We start from the raw sequence: 18,979 nt of genomic DNA, 5'->3' as shown, positions 1-18,979 counted from the left end.
CGCGTACGACGGCTTTCCGACCACCGCGCCGTGGGGGCCTGATCGTTAAGGTTGCGGCTCGGCGTTCCCGACCCGGGGGCGCAACGCACAACGACCGGGGGCGGATCGTGGATGTGGCTGTGGTGGAGGGGCGCGTCTACGGGGCGAGTGGGCAGCGCCTCGACGTGTACCGGCCCGCGGTCCTGGCGGGCATGGCGCCCTCGGTGCTGCTCTGGCACGGGAGGGGGCCCGACGAACGCGACGTTCTCGCTCCTCTCGCTCGGGCCGTGGCCTCGCTCGGTGTGGTGTGCTTCGTTCCCGACTGGCGGCCGGACGCGTCCGACGGGGGACGTACGCACCTACGGGAGTCCGTCGCCTTCGTGCGGCGGCGGGGGACGGACTTCGGTGCCGACACGGAACGCGTCGTGCTGGCCGGTTGGTCCCTGGGCGCCAAGGTCGCCGTGGCGGCCGTGCTCACGCCCGGCGCGCTCGACGGGTGGCGGCCGCGGGCCGTCGTGGGGATCGCCGGAGGCTACAGCGGCCCCGATCCGTTGACGGGCCGCGATCCGCTGGAAGCCCTCGCCGAGGCCGACGACAGCGTGCCCGCTGTGCCCGTCTCGCTGATCCACGGCACCGTGGATCCCGTTGTCGACGTGGAACAGTCACGCCGACTGCACACGGCTCTCCGCCACCGGGGCCGGCCGACGTCGCTTCACGAGCCCGAGACCGATCACGCCGGTGTCATCATGACCGCGTACGATCCCGAGGCCCTCCGCTGCCGGCCGAGCGACGCCGACCACGCGCGCCGCGCCGGAGCGCGGAGCGCTCAACTCATCGCCGCGGCAGCGAAGTTCGACCCGCTCGGGTCGGCGCGTACGACGGCGTGAGGCCGGTCGAGGCGTCACGCCGTACGGGCTCGCGGCTCCACGTCATCGCTACGCCTGCGCCCAGGCGTTGAAGGCGATGGCCCAGGCCATCACGTCCTGGGCCTTCTTCGGCCCGATCTTCGTCACCTGGGTGGTGCCGTCCGCTCCGCACACCACGACACTCAGGTCGCCCGTCTTCTTCTTCAGTGCGAACGCGAACGGGCCCGCGAGGGCGAGGCGCGTGACGGTCACACGCTTTCCCGTTCCGTCGACCGTCTGCACGGAGGCGCCCTTGGCGGCGGTGCTCCAGGAGCCGACGCATATGAGGTCGTCGCGGATCCTGAAGGGCGTTCCGAGCGGTGGTTTCGGTGCGGCATTGCTCGCCATGCGATCCCCCTGCCTGTACCGGCTGTACCAGCCTGACGGTGCGCCAGATATGAAGGGAAGTGTGACAGAGACAGTGGCCCGGGGGCAGGTGTCGCCGGACCGGAGGTGAACCGGCGTCGGCGAGGGGCGGGCAGCCGCTTCGGCGGGCGCCCGCCGTCCCGCATCCCCCGCCCACGCGGGCTCCTCGGCTCTGCTAGGCCAGCCCGCCGATGAACTCGCTCAGCCAGCGGTTGGACGTCGAGCCGGGGTCGAAGAGGCGGGTGAGGTCCGCTCTGGCGATCTCGTGGCGGAAAGTGCCTCCGTAGGAGGCGTCGCCCGCGTTGTGGATCAGCTCGGTCCACCACGCCGCGAACGCCTGGTAGTCCCACACGTGGCGCAGGCACGTCGACGAGTAGGCGTCGAGCAGGGTCGTGTCCTGTCCGTTGGACCGGTGGTGGATGACCGCGTTCGCGAAGACCTCCGCGTCGTGCAGGGCCAGGTGCATGCCCTTCGCGCTCATCGGAGGAACGAGGTGCGCGGCGTCGCCGAGCAGATACAGCCGGCCGTGGCTCATCGGGCTGTACACCACACTGCGCAACGGGACCAACTGCGTGCTGACGATGGGGCCTTGGGACGCGACCGGCTCGTCGAAGCGGGTCGCCAGCTCCTCCCAGATCCGCTCGTCCGGCCACTCGGAGAGGTCCGTGTCGAGCGGACACTGCAAGTAGAACCGGCTCGCGTGCGGCCCTCGGGCGAACTGCCCGGCGAATCCCCGCGGATGCAACGCCATCAGGGACTGGTGGGTGGCGGGGACCTCCGCCAGCACCGTCAGCCAGGCGTACCCGTACTCGTGGGAGTACTTCGTGAGGATCCCTTCGGGGACGGCAGCCCTGCTCGCACCTCGGTCACCGTCGCAACCGGCGATGAACTCGCAGCCGACGACCCGTGTCGTTCCGTCGCCGTCCCGGTAACGCGCGTACGGGAGCCCCTCGTCGGCGACGGTCCGCAACGACAGGACCTCGGCGTCGAAGCGGAGGTCACCGCCGTCGGCGACGAAGGCGTCGATGAGGTTGCGGACGAGGACCTGCTGGGGGCAGAAACGGCCGTCGTCGTTCCCGTCCAGGGTGAGTTCGAGGGGCCGCGTCTCGCCGTCGACACGGAAGTTCAGCACCGGCTTGACCGGGTCCCCGGCGATCACCCGGTCTTCGAGTCCCCACTTCCTGAACATGCGGGCACCCCGGTTGTCCACGACACCCGCACGCTGCCGCTGCTCGACGTACTCACGGCTGCGCCTCTCCAGGATCACGCAGTCGATCCCACTGCGCAGCAGCAGGTTCCCGAGCGTGAGTCCGGCGACTCCCGCTCCCACGATCACCACGGTGGTGTTCTCGGACACTTCGTGCGCTTCGGGTATTTCATGCACTTCGTGCACTTCGGTTACTGATACCGGCGGTTGGACGGGGTTTACTGTCATGCCTCCATGGTCACGGGACGGCGGATCTGCGCGGAACCGGCAACCTGACAGGATGTTCCGGAAACCCGCCACTACCGGGGACCACATCACCCGGAGGCCACACCACCGGCCACCTCCTGCTCAGCGGTCCCCCCGCCGCAGCTCCGCCTGATACCGCCCCGGCGTCTGGCCGACGACGGCGGTGAACGCCTCGATGAAACTCGTGGGATTGGCCCAGCCCAGCCGGGTGGCCGTGTCGATGACCGCGTCCCCCTCGACCAGCCTGACCAGCGCGTGCTGGACCCGCAGCAGGCTCCGCCAGCGGTGGAAGCTCATCCCCAACTCGGTCCGGAACAGGCGGCTCAGGGTGCGTTCGCTCGCCCCGACCGTCCGCCCGAGTTGCGCCAGCGTCGAAGGGTTCGCGGGGTCGGCGTGCAGGAGGCCGGTGACCGCGCGCAGACGGTCGTCGGCGGGCTCCGGAAGGTACAGATCCTCTTCGCCGAGGTCGGCGAGTTCGTCGACCGCCACCTCGCGCAGCCGGTCCCGGGCGCCCGGCCGCAACGCGCGCCCGCCGGTGAGGACCAGCAACACCTCCCGCAGCAACGGCGAGACCGAGAAGACCATCGGCCGGTCCGGCAACGAGGCGCACAGCCCACGGGCCATCTCCACCACCCGCACGTCCGTCTGCCCGTACGCGCGGTGGCCGTGCTCGAAACCCGGCGGCGTCCACACGACACGGTTGGGCGGGGCGACCCACGTACCGCGTTCCGTGGTGGTGGCGAGGACACCCGCCGAGGGATAGAGCAACTGCCCGTCCGCATGACGGTGGGGCGCCACACCGTCCCCGTGCGCGAGCCACCCCCGCTTGTCGTCGGTGGCGGTGAGGAGGTGGGAATCCGGGCCGATGTCGGGCACGGTGGCGAGCCTACCGAGCGGCGCAGGGGCGGCTGGGGGCTTCGCCCGATTCCCGCGACGCGATGGGGTGTTACGGCCGCCGGTCCGCGGCCTCCGCACCCGCTCGGGGCACCCGGCATCGACACCCGGTCGCGGCACCCGGCATCGGCACCCGCTCGTGACGCCCATTCGTAACGCCCCCCGTAACGCCCATTCGCGACGCCCGCTCACCGCGCCCGCCCCTCGCACCGGTCGAGCCCGCCTCACACGACGACCAGCACCCGCCGTCCCCGCGTGTGCCCGGCCTGGCTGTCGACGTGGGCCGCGGCCGCCTCCTCCAGCGGATACGACTTCTCCACCGGGATGTGGAGCCTGCCCCGCGCGATGAGGTCGACCGCCTCCGCGAGCGCGTCCGGCACGCTGCCGGCCACGCCGGAGAACCGGACCCCGTGGTCCGGCGCGGACAGGTCCGCGATGGTGATCACCCCGCGCGGATCCCCGACCAGCTCGACGAGTTCGGGGAGCACCCCCGCGCCGGCCAGGTCGAGGGCCGCGTCGACCGCGCCGAGCGCCCGTACTCGTTCCACCCAGCCCGCGCCGTACGTCGTGGCAAGCGCGCCCAGGCCGCGCAGGTAGTCCTGGTTGGCGGCGCCGGCCGTGCCGATCACCGTGACGCCGCGTTCGCGGGCGATCTGGAGCACCGCCGATCCCACTCCCCCGGCCGCCCCGCTGACCAGCAACGTCTGCCCGGGCCGCACGCCCACCTCGCGGATGACACGTACCGCGGTCTCCACCACCGACGGATACCCGGCCGCCTCCTCGAACGTCAGCCCCTCGGGCATCCGCGCCCAGGCCGTCAGCACGGCGAACTCCGCGTACGTGCTCGCCCCTTCGCCGAACACACGGTCCCCGACCGCGACCCCTTCGACACCCTCCCCGACCTCGTCCACCACCCCCGCGGCGTCCAGTCCGACACCGGACGGCAACGCGATCGGATGGGCACTCAGCTTCTGCCCCTCACGGATCCTCCAGTCGACGGGATTCACGCCCGCCGCCCGCACGGCGACACGTATCCGGCCGGGGCCCGCGTGGGGCTCCTCGGCGTCGACGAGGCGCAGGACGTCCGGGCCGCCGAACTCGGCGAAGCTCACTTTTCTCATGCCGCCGACCGTAACACTAACAGTTAGCATTTCGGAACAGATTCAGTTTCGCATCTGGTAGCGTGCGGGCATGACCGCGCCACCCGGGCGTCGCGAGCGCAAGAAGGCCGCGACCCGCCAGAAGATCGCCGACACCGCCCTGCGGCTCTTCCTGGAACGCGGGTACGACGCCGTGGGCATCCGCGACGTGGCCGCAGAGGCGGACGTGGCCGTGACCACGCTCTTCTCCCACTTCGCCTCGAAAGAGGCCCTGGTCTTCGAGCAGGACGACGAGTTCGAGCGACGCCTCACCCGGGCGGTCACCGATCGGGCCGCGCACGAGCCGCTCGTCCCCGCGCTACGGCACGAGGTCGAGGCGTTGGTACGCCACTGCACCGGCGACGACGCCGGCCCGACGTGGCATCTGATCGACGAAACCCCCGCCCTGCGCGCGTACGAGGAGTCGATGCGGCTGCGCCACGCGGAGTCGCTGGCGGCGGCCATGACCGCCGACGCCCGGCTGACCCCGACGCCGACGGCCTGCCGCACGATCGCGAGATTCGTGATCGACGCCTACTCGCTGGCGCGTGACGCGGACGATCCGGACGCGGCGCTGGACGAGACGTTCCGGATGATCGAGGCGGCGTGGGAAGCGGCCCGCTCCTCTCCGCGCGCGGCGGCGGCCGGGCCTCGGCCCGCCACCCCGCGCGGTCGTCCGGCGCGAGGGTGACCAGGCCGAGGGCTCTCGGGCCGAGGTACTCAGGCCGAGGCCCGCAGGCTGTACATCAGCGGGACGCGCGGCGCGCCCGGCGGCAGTCGGAAAGCCGTCGCCCCGCTGCCCGAACGGCCGCTCGTGTCACGACACTTGACCATGCCCGCCGTGTGCTCGAACAGCGTGAAATCCCATTCGCGCAGGAACTCCAGCCGCAGGCCCGCCTCGATGAGCGACGTCACGACCTCCGACACCGGGTGCTGCCACTCCACCGAGCGGTTGCCGTGGGTTTCCGCGCCCTTCGCCGCGTACGTGCCCTCGTCCTCGTAGACCAGCGCCTCGCGGTGGAAGTAGTCGATGGCGAACCGGCTCGGGTCCCGCTCCGACAGGCTCGTTCCCACCGGGTGGAACTCGGCGAGGTACAGGAACCCGCCCGGCTTCAGCAGTCGTGCCACCGTGTGCGCCCAGCGCGGCACGTCCGGCAGCCAGCACAACGCGCCCAGGCCCGTGTAGACGATGTCGTGACGCTGCCCGTCCACCGCGGGCACGGCGTCGTACACGTCCGCCTCGACGAACCGTGCCGTCGACTCGTCCCAGCCCAGTGACTTCGTCAACTCCCGTGCCGCGCACACCGCTTGGGGAGAGAAGTCGAGGCCTGTCACCCGTGCGCCCCGGGCCGCCCACGACAGGGTGTCCGTGCCCAGATGGCATTGGAGGTGCAGCAGGCTCTTGCCGTTCACGTCGCCGACCTCGTCCACCTCGAAGCCGCGCAACGCGTCCCGGCCCGCCCTGAAGGCCGCCAGGTCGTAGAAGTCGCTCGCGACGTGGAGGGGGACGCGCTCGTCCCACATCGCCCGGTTCGCCTCACGCCAGTCCGCCGGCCCGGGCCGCGCGCCGTTCCCCTCGTTCACCCGCCGCACGCTAACGACGACGACACGGCCCCGGCAACGCGATTACGGCTGGACGCCGTGCCGCACCGGCCGACCGGTCCAGACCCCCGCCTTGACGTCGGCCCGGGTCAGGTGCCGCGCGCTGGGGATCACCAGGAACCGCGGGCGGTTGAACGCCACCACCAGGACCAGCAACGGGACCGATCCCACGAAGCCCGCTGTGAACACCCATCCCACTGCTCGCAGCCCCGACCACGCCACACCACACGTCACCAGCGCGGCGATACAGAGGTACGTCCACGTCACGATGGCGATGCCCCGTGCCAGCCCCCGTGCGTCCCCCGGCGCGCTCACCGTACTCCCGGCAGGTCCAGCTCCGCCCACACCGTCTTCCCCACCGGCGGGCGCTCCCGCACTTCCCATCGATCCGCCAGCGCCTCGACCAGCCGCAGCCCACGGCCCGACTCGGCCAGCGTGGGTGCGTCGGCCAGGTGTCCGGGGTCGGGCGGTCGCCGTTCCGCCCGGGTGTCCGTCACCTCGATCCGCAACGTCCCCGGCACCAGCGTCACCCTCAACTCGGCGTCCCGGCCCGCCACTGCGCCGTGCGTCACCGCGTTCGCCGCCAGCTCGGCCACGATCAGCTCCGCCGACTCCGCCGCCGACGACTCCCTCGGCACGCCCCAGCGCGCCAGCCTCGCCATCGCCTCCCGCCGCGCCGCGCTCGCGCCCCTCGGCGTACTGCTGAAGCGCTGGACGAACACCCGTACCTCTGCGATGACTTCTGCGGTCTCGGCCTGCTCACCGGCCACCGGCGTTGCGTTCATGCGGGCCAATGTGGCCCGCGTCCACGACGGCTCGCCAGGGTCCGGGTGCGTACGCTCCGTCAGCGTACGCGCACGATGGGTGGACAGTACGCGTAACCCTCCGTAATCATATTGCAGTTGATTTCTCGCGGAGGCTTTGCGGAAGTGGGTGCACGTCATGGTCGACGGGACGTTCGACAGCTGCAACGAGCCTGATCCCTCGGACAGCTTGAAGACTTTCGGCGCGGTCGTCCAGGCGCTGCGCGAGCACGCGGGCCTGAGCCGGGAGGAGTTCGCCGCGCTCGTGCGGTTCTCCAAGCACACGGTGGCGTCGATCGAACTGGGCCGCCGCATGCCGGACGTGAAGTTCGTGGAACGGGCGGAGGAGGTGCTGGGGAACACGGGGGCGTTGCGGAAGGCATTACGGCATCTGGGGCGGCAGCCGGGGCTGGCGGCGTGGTTCCGCCGGTGGGCCCTGTTGGAGGCGACCGCGATCACCCTGTACACGTACGAGTGTCGGCTGATCCCCGGGCTGCTTCAGACTGAGGCCTACGCGAGGAGTCTGTTCGCCAACCAGCTACCACCACTCAGCGACGATCAGATCGAGGCCCAGTGGCAGGCTCGCGCTGAGCGACAGCGGTTGCTGTGGGAACGGCCGAACACGTCCTACGGCTTCATCCTGGAGGAGCACCTTTTCCTTCGGCGGATGGGCGGGGCGGGTGTGACGCGAGAGCTCATTGACCATGTGCTGGAACTCTCCGGTCGTCGGAACATCGAGGTCCAAGTCATGCCCTTGGTGCGGGTGGAGCATGCCGGGATGCATGGCCCGATCCGACTGTTGGAAACGATGGAGCACCGATGGTACGGGTACAACGAAGGTCAGGAGAGCGGACAGTTCATCGCCGATCCCAAGACCATCAGCGTTCTGCAGAGCAGGTATGCCAGGATGCGCTCACAGGCACTTACGCTTGAGGACTCCGTGAGCCTGCTGCAGAAGATGCGAGGAGCGCTATGAGCACAACCGAACTGGCCTGGTTCAAGAGCACCTACAGCAGCAGCTCAGGAGATGACTGCATCGAGGTCGCCCTCGCTTGGCAGAAGTCCAGCTACAGCAGCGGCAGCGGTGACGACTGCGTGGAAGTCGCGGCTTGCCCCGAGGCCGTCCACGTGCGGGACTCCAAGGACAAGACCGGTCCGAACCTCACCTTCTCCGCTTCCGCCTGGTCTGAATTCCTCGCCTACGTACAGCAGTTCTGAGCTCCAGCTCGCCAACAGGTGGTCTTCGCACTCCACACTCCAGGGAGCGGCTATGAGCACGTCCGGACTGGCCTGGTTCAAGAGCAGCCACAGCGGGTCGCAGGGTGACAACTGCGTTGAAATCTCCTTCTCCTGGCGCAAGTCGACCTACAGCAGCGGCGGGGACGGGGATTGCGTGGAAGTCGCCGTCTCCTGGCACAAATCCAGCCACAGCGGCGACTCCGGCGACGCGTGCGTGGAGGTGGCCGCCTGCCCGGAAGTCATCCACGTCCGCGACTCCAAGGACAAGGACGGCCCCCACCTCACCTTCGCCCCCACCGCCTGGTCCGAATTCCTCACTCTCGCGCGGGACTTGTGACCGACAACGCCACCGCCTCCGCCCCGGGCGACAACGACGAACCTGCGACGCCCACCGGGCGGATCACCGCTCGCCGGTATCTCGACACCCGGCTCGCCGCCTACCAGGAGTGGTACGACCGCAAAGCGATCCGCACCAAGGCGATGTACCTGCGCATGCGCACCGTCTCCGTCGTGGGGGCCGCGCTCGTGCCCGTGCTGCTCAACATCGGCATGCCGTACGCCCGTGAGATCGCCACCGCGCTCAGCCTGGTCGTCACCGGCTCCGTCTCGTTGGAGAGCGTCTACCGCTACCGCGAGCAGTGGAAGAACTACCGCTCGACCGAGCAACTCCTCGGCCACGAACGCATCTACTACGAGGCCCGCGTCGGCCCGTACACCGGGCTGGACGACACCGCCGCGTTCCGCCTGCTGGTGGCGCGCGTGGAGAAGGCCATCGCCAACGAGAACTCCGCCACGCTCAACGTCATGACGCTCGGCGGCCAGGTCGGCAACGACCTCGCCGCCGGTGACCAGTCCCCGCCCGACGCGGTCGCGGCTCCGGCTGCCGCGGAGGCGTAGTCGGGGGCGTGATCTGGGGCGTGATCGGAGACGTCATCCGCCACGTACGGCATGATGTACGCCTCATTACAACGCGTACATGACATGGCGTCGCGCCGGGGGGTTCCGTAGCCGCGCGCCGTGCCGCGTACCAGCAGGGGGGATCGACTCCAGCATGTCCACACCTCAGCCCGACACGCCGAACGCACCGGACGCACCGGACGCACCGAACGCACCGAACGCACCCACCACGACCACCGAGGCCGCCGAAACCTCCGACGACAACCCCGCCAGACCCGGCGGCCCCTACGTTCCCTACAACCCCTACCCGCCCCACCAGCCGTACTTCGTCATCCCCGAACCCCCGCGCAAGCCGCGCAATCCCTGGGTGTTCGTCGTGGCCGGGCTGCTCCTGGTGGTCGTCGGGTTTCCCGTGTACAAGATCGCCGGGGACTACCACCACGTCTACACCCGCCCGCCTGAGTACACCCTCAGCACCCCGAAGACCCTGCTGTACGGGGACTTCCGGCTGGTGAAGACGGACGGGGGCACGGCGGACAGGGCGATGAACGGCCACCGGGACGAGCCCCTGTACTACGCCGGTCTGCACACCACGCAGCTCTACTACACCCGTGTCCTGCCCGCCGGCTCGCCGCAGGACATGCTCTACGTGGCCGGTTTCCACGGGACCGTGTACGAACCGGACCTCGTCCGGGAGCAGTTCGCCAAGGAGTTCACCGCCGTCGGCGCGACCCTGGCCGAGCCACTGCGCGACATCACACCGCCTTCTGGTGGCGATGCGCTGACCTGCGGTGTCGAGGTCATGCGTCAGGGCGCGAGGGCGGGAAGGCCGATACCCGTGTGCGTGTGGGCCGACCGCGGGACCATCGGCGTCGTCTGCGATATGAACGCCGATTCGAAGAGCGCCGGTTCCGTCGACCTCACCACGTACGCCGCCGAAGTCGCCGCCGTGCGCGACCAGATGGCCGTCCGCCTGAGCTGAACGCGCGCCAGCGAACGCGGCGCGCGTCAGCCCTTGTTCGCCCCCAGCGTCAGGCCCGAGACGAACTGGCGCTGGAGGGCGAAGAAGACCACCAGCGTGGGAACGGCGACGATCAGCGCCGCCGCCGAGATCAGGTTGTTGTTGACGAAGAACTCGCCGGTGAGGTTGTTGAGCGCCGCGGTGACCGGCCGGTTGGAGCCGGTCTGCATCAGCACCGTCGCCCAGAAGAAGTCGTTGTAGATCCAGGTGAACTCCAGCGTGGCGAGCGCCGCCAGCACCGGGCGGCACAACGGCATGATGACCTGGCGGTACTGCCGCCACACCGACGCGCCGTCCATCAGCGCGGCCTCGCCCAGCTCCTTGGGGATGGTGCGCATGTAGTTGGACAGCACGAACGCGCAGAAGCCGGTCTGGAACGCCACGTGGATGAGGATCAGGCCCAGGAAGGAGTCGTCCAGCTTGCCCGAGGCGGCCAGCCAGGTGGGCAGCGGGATGAGCTGGTACATCTTGAACAGCGGCGTGATGATGGCCTGTTGGGGCAGCAGGTTGCCCGCGGTGAACAGCATCAGCAGCGCGATGTTGATGCGGAACGAGAAGCGGGACACCACGAACGCCACCATGCTGGACAGCAGCAGCGTCAGCACCAGCGCGGGCACCGTGATGACGACCGAGTTCCAGAAGTAGTGCGGCAGCTGGGCCTGCGTCCACGCGGTCTCGAAGTTGCCGACGCCGTACGAGCCGCCCACCGACACGTAGCCGCGCCGGGCGGTGTCCGCGTACGGGCGCAGCGCGGTGTAGAACGCGTAGATCAGCGGGGCCAGCCACACCACGCACGTGCCGACGAGGAAGACGTGCAGCGCGACGCGGGTCGCCTTCGGGGAGCGGCGGGGCGTCGCCGTGCGGTCGGCGGCGCCGGGCCGGGCCGGGCGGTCGGTGGTGACGGCGGTCATGCGCGCTCGTCCTTCCGGAACATGGAGATCAGGTACGGCACGATGAACACCAGCGAGATCACCAGCAGGATGGTGGCGAGCGCGGAGCCGAAGCCGATGCGGCTGGCCTCACCGATGATGTTGTCGGTGACCAGGACCGACAGCAACTCCAGTCCGTCGGTGCCCTTGTTGATGACGTAGACGATGTCGAAGGCACGCAGCGACTCGATGACGGTGACCACCAGGACCACCACGTTGATCGGCCGCAGCGCGGGCCACACCACGTGGCGGAAGGTCTGCCAGCCCCCGGCGCCGTCCAGCGCGGCGGCCTCCTTCTGCGACGGGTCGACGCTCTTGAGGCCCGCGAGGAAGAGCACCATCACGTAGCCGGTCTGGCGCCAGCACGCCATCACCATGACCGCCCAGATGTTCAGGTGGGGGTCGCCGAGCCAGTCGATGACGTGGTGGTCGGCGTGCCCGGTGAGGTTGTTGACCAGGCCCTGGGTGGGCGAGAAGATCAGCTCGGTCATGAAGCCGATCAGCGCCAGCGAGAGCACCACCGGCAGGAACAGGATGCTCTGGTAGATCCGGGAGAAGCGGATCTGCTTGTCGAGCTGGACGGCGAGGAAGAGCCCGAGCGGCGCGGGGACGCAGAAGAACACCGCGAGCCAGGCGAGGTTGTGCTCGATGGCGGGCTGGAACTCGGGGTAGATGGTGAAGATGTTCCGGTAGTTCTCCAGGCCCACCCACTGGATGGTGGAGAAGTCCCCGTACCCCGACCAGCTGGAGAACGACAGCACCACCGACGCGACCGCGGGCACCCACACGAACGCCACGGTGATCAGCGTGGGTATGCCCGCCATCAGCGACAGCGTGAACCGGTCGCGGGCGGTGAGCTGCCGCAGCCGACCCCGTCTGCCGCCTCCCGCGGCCTTCGGGGGCCGCCCTTCCGTGGCCGCCGGGGCCCGCACTCCGGTCATCGCTTCCTCGCTGTCCTCGCTGTGGTCCTCGCCCGCCCGGGCCCTTGCCTCGTCCCTGCCCGCCCGGGCCCCTGCCTCACGCGTCAACTCCCGCTGGACCAGATGGACTTGGCCTGCTTGTCGACGTTGCTGAGGATGCTGCCGATGTCGCCGGGGTCGTTGAGGAACTTCTGGATCGCCGGGAGCATCACCGGGTCGGCGAAGTCGGGGCGGGTGTCACGGTCCATGAACTGCGACAGGTTGCGCGCCGAGGCGATCAGCTTGACCGCGGCGTTCTGCGGGGCGGTGTACTTCGCGGCGTCGACCCCGTTGGCGGTGGCGATGTCGGCCGGGTTGGTGCCGAGCCACAGCTGCTGGGCCTTGGCGGTGCCGAGGTACTTCAGCAGCTTGGTGGCGCCGGGCTGGTTCTTCGGCGACTTGGAGACCATGAAGCCGTCGATGGGCGCTTCCACGGCCTGCTGCCCGTAGGTGGGATTGACCTCGGGGAACGGGAAGAACGCCAGGTCGTCGGCCTTGTCACCGGTGAAGATGGTGCCGATCTGGTCGAGGCCGATGACCATCATCCCGGCCTTGCCGTTGAGCAGTTGCTGCGCGCCGTCCTGCCAGGTCAGGCCCAGGAAGCCGGGCGAGTAGTAGGGGATCAGCTCACGCCACTGGTCGAAGACCGCCTTGACCTGCGGGGTGTTCCACTTGTCGCCCTTGCGCATCAGGTCGATGTGGAAGTCGAACCCGTTCATGCGCATGTTGAGGTAGTCGAACGTGCCCATCGCGGGCCAGCCGTCCTTGTCGGTGAAGGCGATGGGTATCAGCCCGTCGCCCTTCATCTTCTTGGCCAGCGCGACGTACTGGTCCCACGTGGTGGGCGCCTGGTACCCCTTCGACTTCCACAGGCTCTTGCTGTAGAAGACGGCCCACGGGTAGTAGTCGAACGGCACCAGGTAGTAGTGCCCGTCGGCGCCCTTGCTCTGCGCCTTCATCGCGTCGGTGTAGTTGCCGCCGATCGACGACCACACGTCGTCCACGTTGCTGACCAGGCCCTGGCCCGCGAAGAACTGCATGCGCTCGCCGGCGAACCAGTTGAAGACGTCGTCCGGGTTGCCTTGCAGGTAGGTGGAGATGTTCTGCTGGAACGTGTTGTGGTCGACCCAGTTGGGCTTGACGGTCAGCCCGGTCGCCTTGCCCGCGGCGGCGAAGAGCGTCTCGTAGGCACCCTTGGGCTGCGGAACGGCGGCGTTCGAACCGAAGGTCACCGTCTTGGCGGCAGCGCCGGTGGGCGTGCCCTTGCCGCCGCAGGCGGTCACCAGCGGCGCGAACGCGGCCGCGCCGACGCCGAGGGCCGCGCCGCGCAGCAGTGAGCGCCGGGACAGCGCGCCGCCCGTGGTGGCCGTGCCTCGGCCGGTGGGCGAAAAACGATCCATGGCCCCTCCCCGCGGGGTTGGAAAAGAACACAATCGAACGTGACCCGTCAGATGTCACCAACATGCCGATGTCGCTGTCAAGACTTGGGACGATTGCGATACCGAACCGCGCCACGCGCCGACGCCGCAGCGAGTCGGCGATGTTGGGTTGAGTTGATTAGTGGTTGACTGTGTCGGATCGGTTCAGCAGGCGAAACGCGGTGGACACGATCCGCGCCCCGAGACGAGCATGGTCGTATGCCAGTCCGATCACGGCACACCACCCCCGTTCCGACCGACGAGCCGGTGGGGACGCCGCGCATCGGGCACGGCACCGTGTGGCTGTTCGCCGTCGCCACCGGTGTGTGCGTGGCGAACCTCTACTACAGCCAGCCCCTCCTGGACGCGATCGCGAGCGGGCTGCGCATCTCGCACTCGGCCGCCGCGCTGACCGTCACCCTCACCCAGCTCGGGTACGCGGCCGGGCTGATCACCCTGCTGCCGCTGGGCGACCTGCTCAACCGCCGCCGCCTGGTGCCCGTGATGGCGATCGGCACCGCCTGCGCGCTGGCCGCGATGGCCGCCGCGCCCTCGGCGCCCCTGCTGCTGGCCGCCGCGGTGGCCGTCGGCCTCGGCGCGACGACGGCGCAGGTTCTGGTGCCGTACGCGGCGGACCTGGCGACCGACGCCGAGCGCGGCAAGGTCGTCGGCACCGTGATGAGCGGACTGCTGCTCGGGATACTGCTGGCCAGGACGGTGGCGGGCTATCTGGCCGAACTGGGCGGCTGGCGCACGGTGTACGTGGTCGCGGCGGTCGCCATGGTGCTGCTCGCCGGGGCGCTGTGGTTCCGGCTGCCCGCGGCGCCCGCCAGGACCGGGCTGCGCTACCCGGCGCTGCTGGCGTCGACCGCGCGCATCCTGCGCGAGGAACCGGTGCTGCGGCTGCGGGCGGTGCTGGGGGCGCTGGCGTTCGCGGTCTTCTCGGTGCTGTGGACCGCGCTGACCTTCCTGCTGTCGGGGGCGCCGTACCACTACGGGGACGGCACGATCGGGCTGTTCGGGCTGCTGGGCGCGGCCGGTGCGCTGGCGGCGAGCGCGGCCGGGCGGATCGCGGACCGCGGGCACGCCACGGCGGCGACGACGGTGACCTCGGTGCTGCTGGCGCTGTCCTGGCTGCCGTTGTGGCTGGGCAGGCACCGGCTGTCCGGACTGCTGATCGGCGTCGTGGTGCTGGACCTGGCGGTGCAGGGGCTGCACGTGACCAACCAGAGCCAGGTCTACCGGCTGCGTCCCGAGGCGCGCAGCCGCATCAACTCCGCTTACATGACGACGTACTTCATCGGCGGCGCGATCGGCTCCTCGCTCGCCCCGGTCGCCTACGACGCGGGCGGCTGGACGGCGGTCAGCGTGCTGGGCGCGGCCTTCGGGGCAGCGTCGGCGGTGGTGTGGGCGGCCGCGTGCCTGACCGCGCGACGTCACCGGGCTCGCGCCGGGGCGCACGAGCGGGGTCCCGGCCAGGGTGCCGACCGGGCTCGCGCCGCCGGGTCGGGCGGGGAGTAGGCTCGGGCCGGTTCTCGGGCGGTTGAGGGTGCGGGGGTAGGCGTGGGTTCGGTGGTCACCGGCAAGATCGTGCGTTTCGACGACGTGCGGGGGTACGGGTTCATCGCCCCGGACGACGGTGGCGAGGACGTCTTCGTGCACGCCAACGACCTGCGTGAGGACAAGCACCGCTACCGCGCCGGGCTGCGGGTCGGCTTCGAGGTGGAGGACGGCGACCGGGGACTGAAGGCCTCCGACGTGCACCTCCTCGCGCCGCGGCGCGAGGACGACGACGAGATCCTGTGCGACGTGCTGTCCTACCGCGACTTCCAGCAGGAGCTGACCGAGGCGCTGCTGGAGGGCGTGCCGACGCTGACGGCCGGCCAGGTGGTGCAGGTGCGGCGCAGGGTGATGGACCTGGTGCGCACCCACAACTGGGTGGACGGCTGAGGCACGGCGCTCACGGGCGGCCGAGGCGAACCGGCGGCCCCGGGACGGCCGCGACGGTCAGGCCTCGACGCGTATGCCCAAGGCGGCGGCGAGCGCGGGGGCGAGGTCCATCATCTGGGTGGGGCTGATCACCGCGCCGCGCAGCGCCTCGTGGCCGTCGGCCAGGTCCAGCGTGGTGGCGCCGCGCAGGTCGACGCGGGTCAGCCGGGCCTTCGCCAGGTGGAGGCGCTCCAGCGACGAGCCGGGGAACGAGACGTCGGTCAGGGACGCGCCGCCGAGGTCCACGTCCCGCAGGACGCACTCCTCGAAGACCACCTCGCGCGAGGTGCTCCCGCGCAGGTTGACCGAGTCGAACTTGCAGCGCCGGAAGACCACCCGGCGCAGCGACGCACCGTGCGCCTCCACGCCCGCCAGCACGCAGGAGGTGGCGGTGGAGTCCAGCCAGCTGGAGTCGGCCAGGCTCGTGCCGACGAAGCGGGTGCCGCGCAGCCACACGTCGCCCAGCCGGGCGCCGCGCAGGCTGCCCTCCTCCAGCACGCAGTCCGTCACCGCGCACTCCAGGAACCCGGAGCCCGCCGCGTCCTGGCCGCTCAGCGTGAGGCCGTCGAAGTGCAGCGTGTCGTAGCGCCCCTCGACGTCGAGGCCACCGGTGTGCGGCTGGAGCAGGTCCGCGTACGGCAGGTCGACCAGTTCGCTGTCCATGCCTTCGACACTAGGGCAGGGGTCTGACAATCCCCGGCGGCGGAACCGTGCGCCCCGCCTCACGCCGCGCCCAACGCCCCCGCCTCACGCCGCTGCCAACGCCTTCGCCTCGCGCCCCCGCCCCACGCCGCCGCCTCACGCCGCCGACTGCGCCTCCGCCTCCCTGCGGCTGCGGGCCGCCGCCTCGTAGCGGTCGGGGTGGTGGTTGATCAGGATCGCGGCGAGGATCGCGGCCGCCAGCATGATGCAGGCGGCGGTGGCCGACGCCACGTTGTAGCCGTGCACGGTGCCGGTGACCTGGAGACCCCTGCTGACGTGCGGGCTGGTCGCGTGGGCGGTGATGTACGCGGTGGCCGCGCTGGCGGCGATGGTGTTGAGCAGCGCCGTGCCGATCGAACCGCCCACCTGCTGCGCGGTGTTGACCACCGCGGAGGCCACGCCGGCGTCCTGTGGCCGCACCCCTGAGGTGGCCACGCTCATCGACGGCATGAAGACCAGGCCCATGCCGAGCCCGATGAGGATCTCCGAGGGCAGCACGACGGCCGCGTAGGAGCTGCCGGCGCGCAGGAAGACCAGCATGAACATCCCGACGGCCACCAGCAGCAGCCCGGGCACGATCAGCATCCGCGCCGGGATGCGGGTGAGCAGCCTGCTGGAGACCTGGGTGGAGGTGAAGACGATGCCCGCCGTCATGGGCAGGAAGGAGACACCCGCGATCACCGGCGAGTAGCCCTTGATCGTCTGGAGGTAGTAGGTCAGGAACAGGAACGTGCCGAACAGGCTGATGACCGCGAGGGCCACGGTGAGCGCCGCGCCGCCGCGGTTGCGGTCGCGCACGATGTGCTGCGGCAGCAGCGGGTTGCGCACCCGGCCCTCGAAGAGCGCGAAGAGCACCAGCAGCAGGCCGCCGCCGCACAGCAGCCCCAGCACCCGCGGCGAGCTCCAGCCGTGCGTCTCCGCCTCGGTGCAGCCGTAGACGATGGCCAGCAGGCCGCCGCAGCCCAGCACCACGCCGATGAAGTCGAGCCGTACCCGCGCCGCCTGTGGCAGGTTGTCGCGCAGGGTCCTGGTCGCCCCCAGCGCCGCGACGATGGCGATCGGGGAGTTGACGAACAGGCACCAGCGCCAGTTGAGGAACTCGGTGAGCAGTCCGCCGAGCACCAGGCCGACGGCCGCGCCGCCGCCCGCGATGGCGCCGTAGATGCCGAACGCCTTGCCGCGCTCGGACGGTTCGGTGAACGTGGTGGTCAGCAGGGACAGCGCGGCGGGGGCGAGGATCGCACCGAGGGCGCCCTGGAGCGCGCGGGCCGCGAAGAGCATCTCCTGTCCTTGCGCGGCGCCGCCGAGCGCGGAGGCGACCGCGAAGCCCAGCAGTCCGATGATGAAGACCCGTTTGCGCCCGAACAGGTCGCCGATGCGGCCGCCGAGCAGCAGCAGACCGCCGAAGGCGAGGGTGTAGGCGGTGATCACCCACTGCCGGTTGGCCACCGAGATGTGCAGGTCGGCCTGGGCGGTGGGGAGGGCGATGTTCACGATGGTGGCGTCCAGCACGATCATCAGCTGGGCGATGGCGATGACGGTCAGACCCCACCACCGCAGCGGATCGGCGTCCGGGGTTCCCGGCGGTGCTTGGGGAGCTTCTGCCTGGGATGACATACGAGGACCTTCCGTCAAGGAAGACGTTCCGTGGGGAAATGAACGAATCGGCCTTTAGCTGTAAAACGCAACAAACTCGTACAGAACCTCCACCCATCAAAACTCTGGCCACCGCCATACGCAACGCATCGCCCCGACCGCCACCCCCGCCATACCCGACAGCCGCCACCCCCGCCATACCGGATATAACGGTCACCGCTTGCTAGGTTGCGAGCCATGAGCGCTCCCCGGGCTGTCGCTCCCGTGCCGGCCGTACGCCTGCCCAGGCGGCGCGGCGTGGAGCTGACGCTGCTGGCGCTCGCCGTGCTGATCACGATCTACGGGTACGTGGACGTCGGGCTGGCCCACCACGGCGCGGTGCCGCCGAACGCCGCCGGGTACGGCGGGACGCTGGCCGCCCTCGCCGTGGCCGCCCACCTCGCGGTGCGCCGCCGGGCCCGGTACGCCGATCCGCTGCTGCTGCCGATCGCGGTGCTGCTCAACGGCGCCGGCCTGGTGCTGATCTACCGGCTGGACCTCCAGACGCCGCACGACGTGGCGGCGCCCACCCAGATGGTGTGGTCCGCGCTCGGAGTGGCGCTGTTCGTCGCGGTGGTGCTGGCGCTGCGCGACCACCGGGCGCTGGCCCGCTACGGCTATCTGTCGATGGTGGTCGCGCTGGTGCTGCTGGTGGTCCCGATCGGCTTCCCGGCGATCAACGGCGCGCGGATCTGGATCCGGCTGGGGGCCTTCTCCATCCAGCCCGGTGAGTTCGCCAAGGTGCTGCTCGCGGTCTTCTTCGCCGCGTACCTGGCCGCGCACACCCACGCGCTGGCGTACACCGGGCGCAGGCTGGTGTGGAAGGTGCAGCTGCCCACCGGGCGGGTCCTCGGGCCGATCCTGGTGGTGTGGGGCGTGAGCGTCGGCGTGCTGGTGCTGGAGACCGATCTCGGCACGTCGCTGCTGTTCTTCGGGCTGTTCGTGGTGATGCTCTACGTGGCCACCGGGCGGCGCGGCTGGATCGCGGTCGGGCTGCTGCTGGCGGCGGCCGGGGCGGTCGCCGTGGGATGGCTGGAGCCGCACGTGCA

The 18,979-nt window shown here is 70.3% G+C and carries 22 protein-coding genes; 10 read left to right on the top strand and 12 right to left on the bottom strand.

Features of this window, described 5'->3' with window-relative positions:
* Window positions 1-113: 113 nt before the first annotated feature.
* Window positions 114-866 (top strand): alpha/beta hydrolase family protein, encoded by a 753-nt coding sequence (locus K7472_RS27905; protein WP_222981354.1) that lies wholly within the window; start codon window positions 114-116, stop codon window positions 864-866.
* A 48-nt stretch (window positions 867-914) separates the two neighbouring features.
* Here K7472_RS27905 and K7472_RS27900 read toward each other — a convergent pair whose 3' ends face one another.
* From K7472_RS27900 to K7472_RS27885, 4 genes are all read right to left on the bottom strand, one after another.
* Window positions 915-1,232 (bottom strand): hypothetical protein, encoded by a 318-nt coding sequence (locus tag K7472_RS27900; protein ID WP_222981353.1) that lies wholly within the window; start codon window positions 1,230-1,232, stop codon window positions 915-917.
* Between the two features lie 193 nt (window positions 1,233-1,425).
* Window positions 1,426-2,607: a 4-hydroxybenzoate 3-monooxygenase gene (locus tag K7472_RS27895; RefSeq protein WP_308014124.1), complete on the bottom strand. Its 1,182-nt coding sequence runs from the start codon at window positions 2,605-2,607 to the stop codon at window positions 1,426-1,428.
* Window positions 2,608-2,805: 198 nt separating this feature from the next.
* The gene (locus tag K7472_RS27890) at window positions 2,806-3,579 is read right to left on the bottom strand and encodes an AraC family transcriptional regulator (RefSeq protein ID WP_308014123.1); all 774 of its coding nucleotides are present in this window, start codon (window positions 3,577-3,579) and stop codon (window positions 2,806-2,808) included.
* Between the two features lie 242 nt (window positions 3,580-3,821).
* Complete coding sequence (locus K7472_RS27885; protein ID WP_222981351.1) at window positions 3,822-4,718, bottom strand: NADP-dependent oxidoreductase; 897 nt, start codon at window positions 4,716-4,718, stop codon at window positions 3,822-3,824.
* Window positions 4,719-4,788: 70 nt separating this feature from the next.
* Here K7472_RS27885 and K7472_RS27880 point away from each other — a divergent pair, with 70 nt between their 5' ends.
* Window positions 4,789-5,427, top strand: a complete 639-nt coding sequence (locus K7472_RS27880; RefSeq protein ID WP_222981350.1) for a TetR/AcrR family transcriptional regulator — start codon at window positions 4,789-4,791, stop codon at window positions 5,425-5,427.
* Between the two features lie 29 nt (window positions 5,428-5,456).
* Here K7472_RS27880 and K7472_RS27875 read toward each other — a convergent pair whose 3' ends face one another.
* The 3 genes from K7472_RS27875 to K7472_RS27865 all read right to left on the bottom strand — a co-directional run bounded on the left by K7472_RS27875 (window position 5,457) and on the right by K7472_RS27865 (window position 7,123).
* Window positions 5,457-6,260, bottom strand: coding sequence for a class I SAM-dependent methyltransferase (locus tag K7472_RS27875; protein WP_222981409.1), 804 nt, complete (start codon window positions 6,258-6,260; stop codon window positions 5,457-5,459).
* Between the two features lie 102 nt (window positions 6,261-6,362).
* Entirely contained in the window at window positions 6,363-6,653 is a 291-nt protein-coding gene (locus tag K7472_RS27870) for a hypothetical protein (protein ID WP_222981349.1), read from the bottom strand.
* Window positions 6,650-7,123: an ATP-binding protein gene (locus K7472_RS27865; RefSeq protein ID WP_222981348.1), complete on the bottom strand. Its 474-nt coding sequence runs from the start codon at window positions 7,121-7,123 to the stop codon at window positions 6,650-6,652. The genes K7472_RS27870 and K7472_RS27865 overlap by 4 nt, the downstream gene beginning before the upstream one ends.
* A gap of 157 nt (window positions 7,124-7,280) precedes the next feature.
* Here K7472_RS27865 and K7472_RS27860 point away from each other — a divergent pair, with 157 nt between their 5' ends.
* From K7472_RS27860 to K7472_RS27840, 5 genes are all read left to right on the top strand, one after another.
* A complete protein-coding gene (locus K7472_RS27860) occupies window positions 7,281-8,117 on the top strand; it encodes a helix-turn-helix domain-containing protein (protein WP_222981347.1) in 837 nt (278 codons plus the stop codon).
* On the top strand, window positions 8,114-8,359 hold the full coding sequence (locus tag K7472_RS27855) for a DUF397 domain-containing protein (protein ID WP_222981346.1): 246 nt from the start codon (window positions 8,114-8,116) through the stop codon (window positions 8,357-8,359). Before K7472_RS27860 ends, K7472_RS27855 begins: the two co-directional genes overlap by 4 nt.
* Before the next feature lie 52 nt (window positions 8,360-8,411).
* The gene (locus K7472_RS27850) at window positions 8,412-8,717 is read left to right on the top strand and encodes a DUF397 domain-containing protein (protein ID WP_222981345.1); all 306 of its coding nucleotides are present in this window, start codon (window positions 8,412-8,414) and stop codon (window positions 8,715-8,717) included.
* Window positions 8,714-9,277 (top strand): DUF4231 domain-containing protein, encoded by a 564-nt coding sequence (locus K7472_RS27845; protein ID WP_308014122.1) that lies wholly within the window; start codon window positions 8,714-8,716, stop codon window positions 9,275-9,277. The genes K7472_RS27850 and K7472_RS27845 overlap by 4 nt, the downstream gene beginning before the upstream one ends.
* A gap of 154 nt (window positions 9,278-9,431) precedes the next feature.
* The gene (locus K7472_RS27840; RefSeq protein ID WP_222981344.1) at window positions 9,432-10,259 is read left to right on the top strand and encodes a hypothetical protein; all 828 of its coding nucleotides are present in this window, start codon (window positions 9,432-9,434) and stop codon (window positions 10,257-10,259) included.
* Window positions 10,260-10,285: 26 nt separating this feature from the next.
* Here K7472_RS27840 and K7472_RS27835 read toward each other — a convergent pair whose 3' ends face one another.
* The 3 genes from K7472_RS27835 to K7472_RS27825 form a co-directional block, all read right to left on the bottom strand.
* Window positions 10,286-11,209, bottom strand: coding sequence for a carbohydrate ABC transporter permease (locus tag K7472_RS27835; RefSeq protein WP_222981343.1), 924 nt, complete (start codon window positions 11,207-11,209; stop codon window positions 10,286-10,288).
* Window positions 11,206-12,168 carry a carbohydrate ABC transporter permease gene (locus K7472_RS27830; RefSeq protein WP_222981342.1) on the bottom strand — a complete coding sequence of 321 codons (963 nt, stop codon included), beginning with the start codon at window positions 12,166-12,168 and terminating at the stop codon, window positions 11,206-11,208. Before K7472_RS27830 ends, K7472_RS27835 begins: the two co-directional genes overlap by 4 nt.
* 83 nt (window positions 12,169-12,251) lie before the next feature.
* Complete coding sequence (locus K7472_RS27825; RefSeq protein WP_222981341.1) at window positions 12,252-13,586, bottom strand: ABC transporter substrate-binding protein; 1,335 nt, start codon at window positions 13,584-13,586, stop codon at window positions 12,252-12,254.
* Window positions 13,587-13,823: 237 nt separating this feature from the next.
* On the opposite strand from K7472_RS27825, the gene K7472_RS27820 reads away from it, so the two are divergent.
* Together K7472_RS27820 and K7472_RS27815 are read left to right on the top strand one after the other, a co-directional pair.
* Window positions 13,824-15,125, top strand: coding sequence for an MFS transporter (locus K7472_RS27820; RefSeq protein WP_222981340.1), 1,302 nt, complete (start codon window positions 13,824-13,826; stop codon window positions 15,123-15,125).
* Window positions 15,126-15,167: 42 nt separating this feature from the next.
* Window positions 15,168-15,554, top strand: a complete 387-nt coding sequence (locus tag K7472_RS27815; RefSeq protein WP_308014121.1) for a cold-shock protein — start codon at window positions 15,168-15,170, stop codon at window positions 15,552-15,554.
* 57 nt (window positions 15,555-15,611) lie between these two features.
* Here the strand turns inward: K7472_RS27815 and K7472_RS27810 are convergent, their stop codons facing one another.
* Entirely contained in the window at window positions 15,612-16,256 is a 645-nt protein-coding gene (locus tag K7472_RS27810) for a pentapeptide repeat-containing protein (RefSeq protein ID WP_222981339.1), read from the bottom strand.
* Window positions 16,257-16,391: 135 nt separating this feature from the next.
* Window positions 16,392-17,912: an MFS transporter gene (locus K7472_RS27805; protein ID WP_222981338.1), complete on the bottom strand. Its 1,521-nt coding sequence runs from the start codon at window positions 17,910-17,912 to the stop codon at window positions 16,392-16,394.
* A gap of 216 nt (window positions 17,913-18,128) precedes the next feature.
* Between K7472_RS27805 and K7472_RS27800 the strand changes: the two genes are divergently transcribed.
* On the top strand, window positions 18,129-18,979 hold an 851-nt coding region (locus tag K7472_RS27800), incomplete at its 3' end, for an FtsW/RodA/SpoVE family cell cycle protein (protein WP_222981337.1).

Origin of the sequence: Streptantibioticus parmotrematis (genome assembly GCF_019890615.1) — a bacterium.
Taxonomy (GTDB): domain Bacteria; phylum Actinomycetota; class Actinomycetes; order Streptomycetales; family Streptomycetaceae; genus Streptantibioticus_D; species Streptantibioticus_D parmotrematis.
This window is presented reverse-complemented; position numbering and strand designations above follow the sequence as displayed.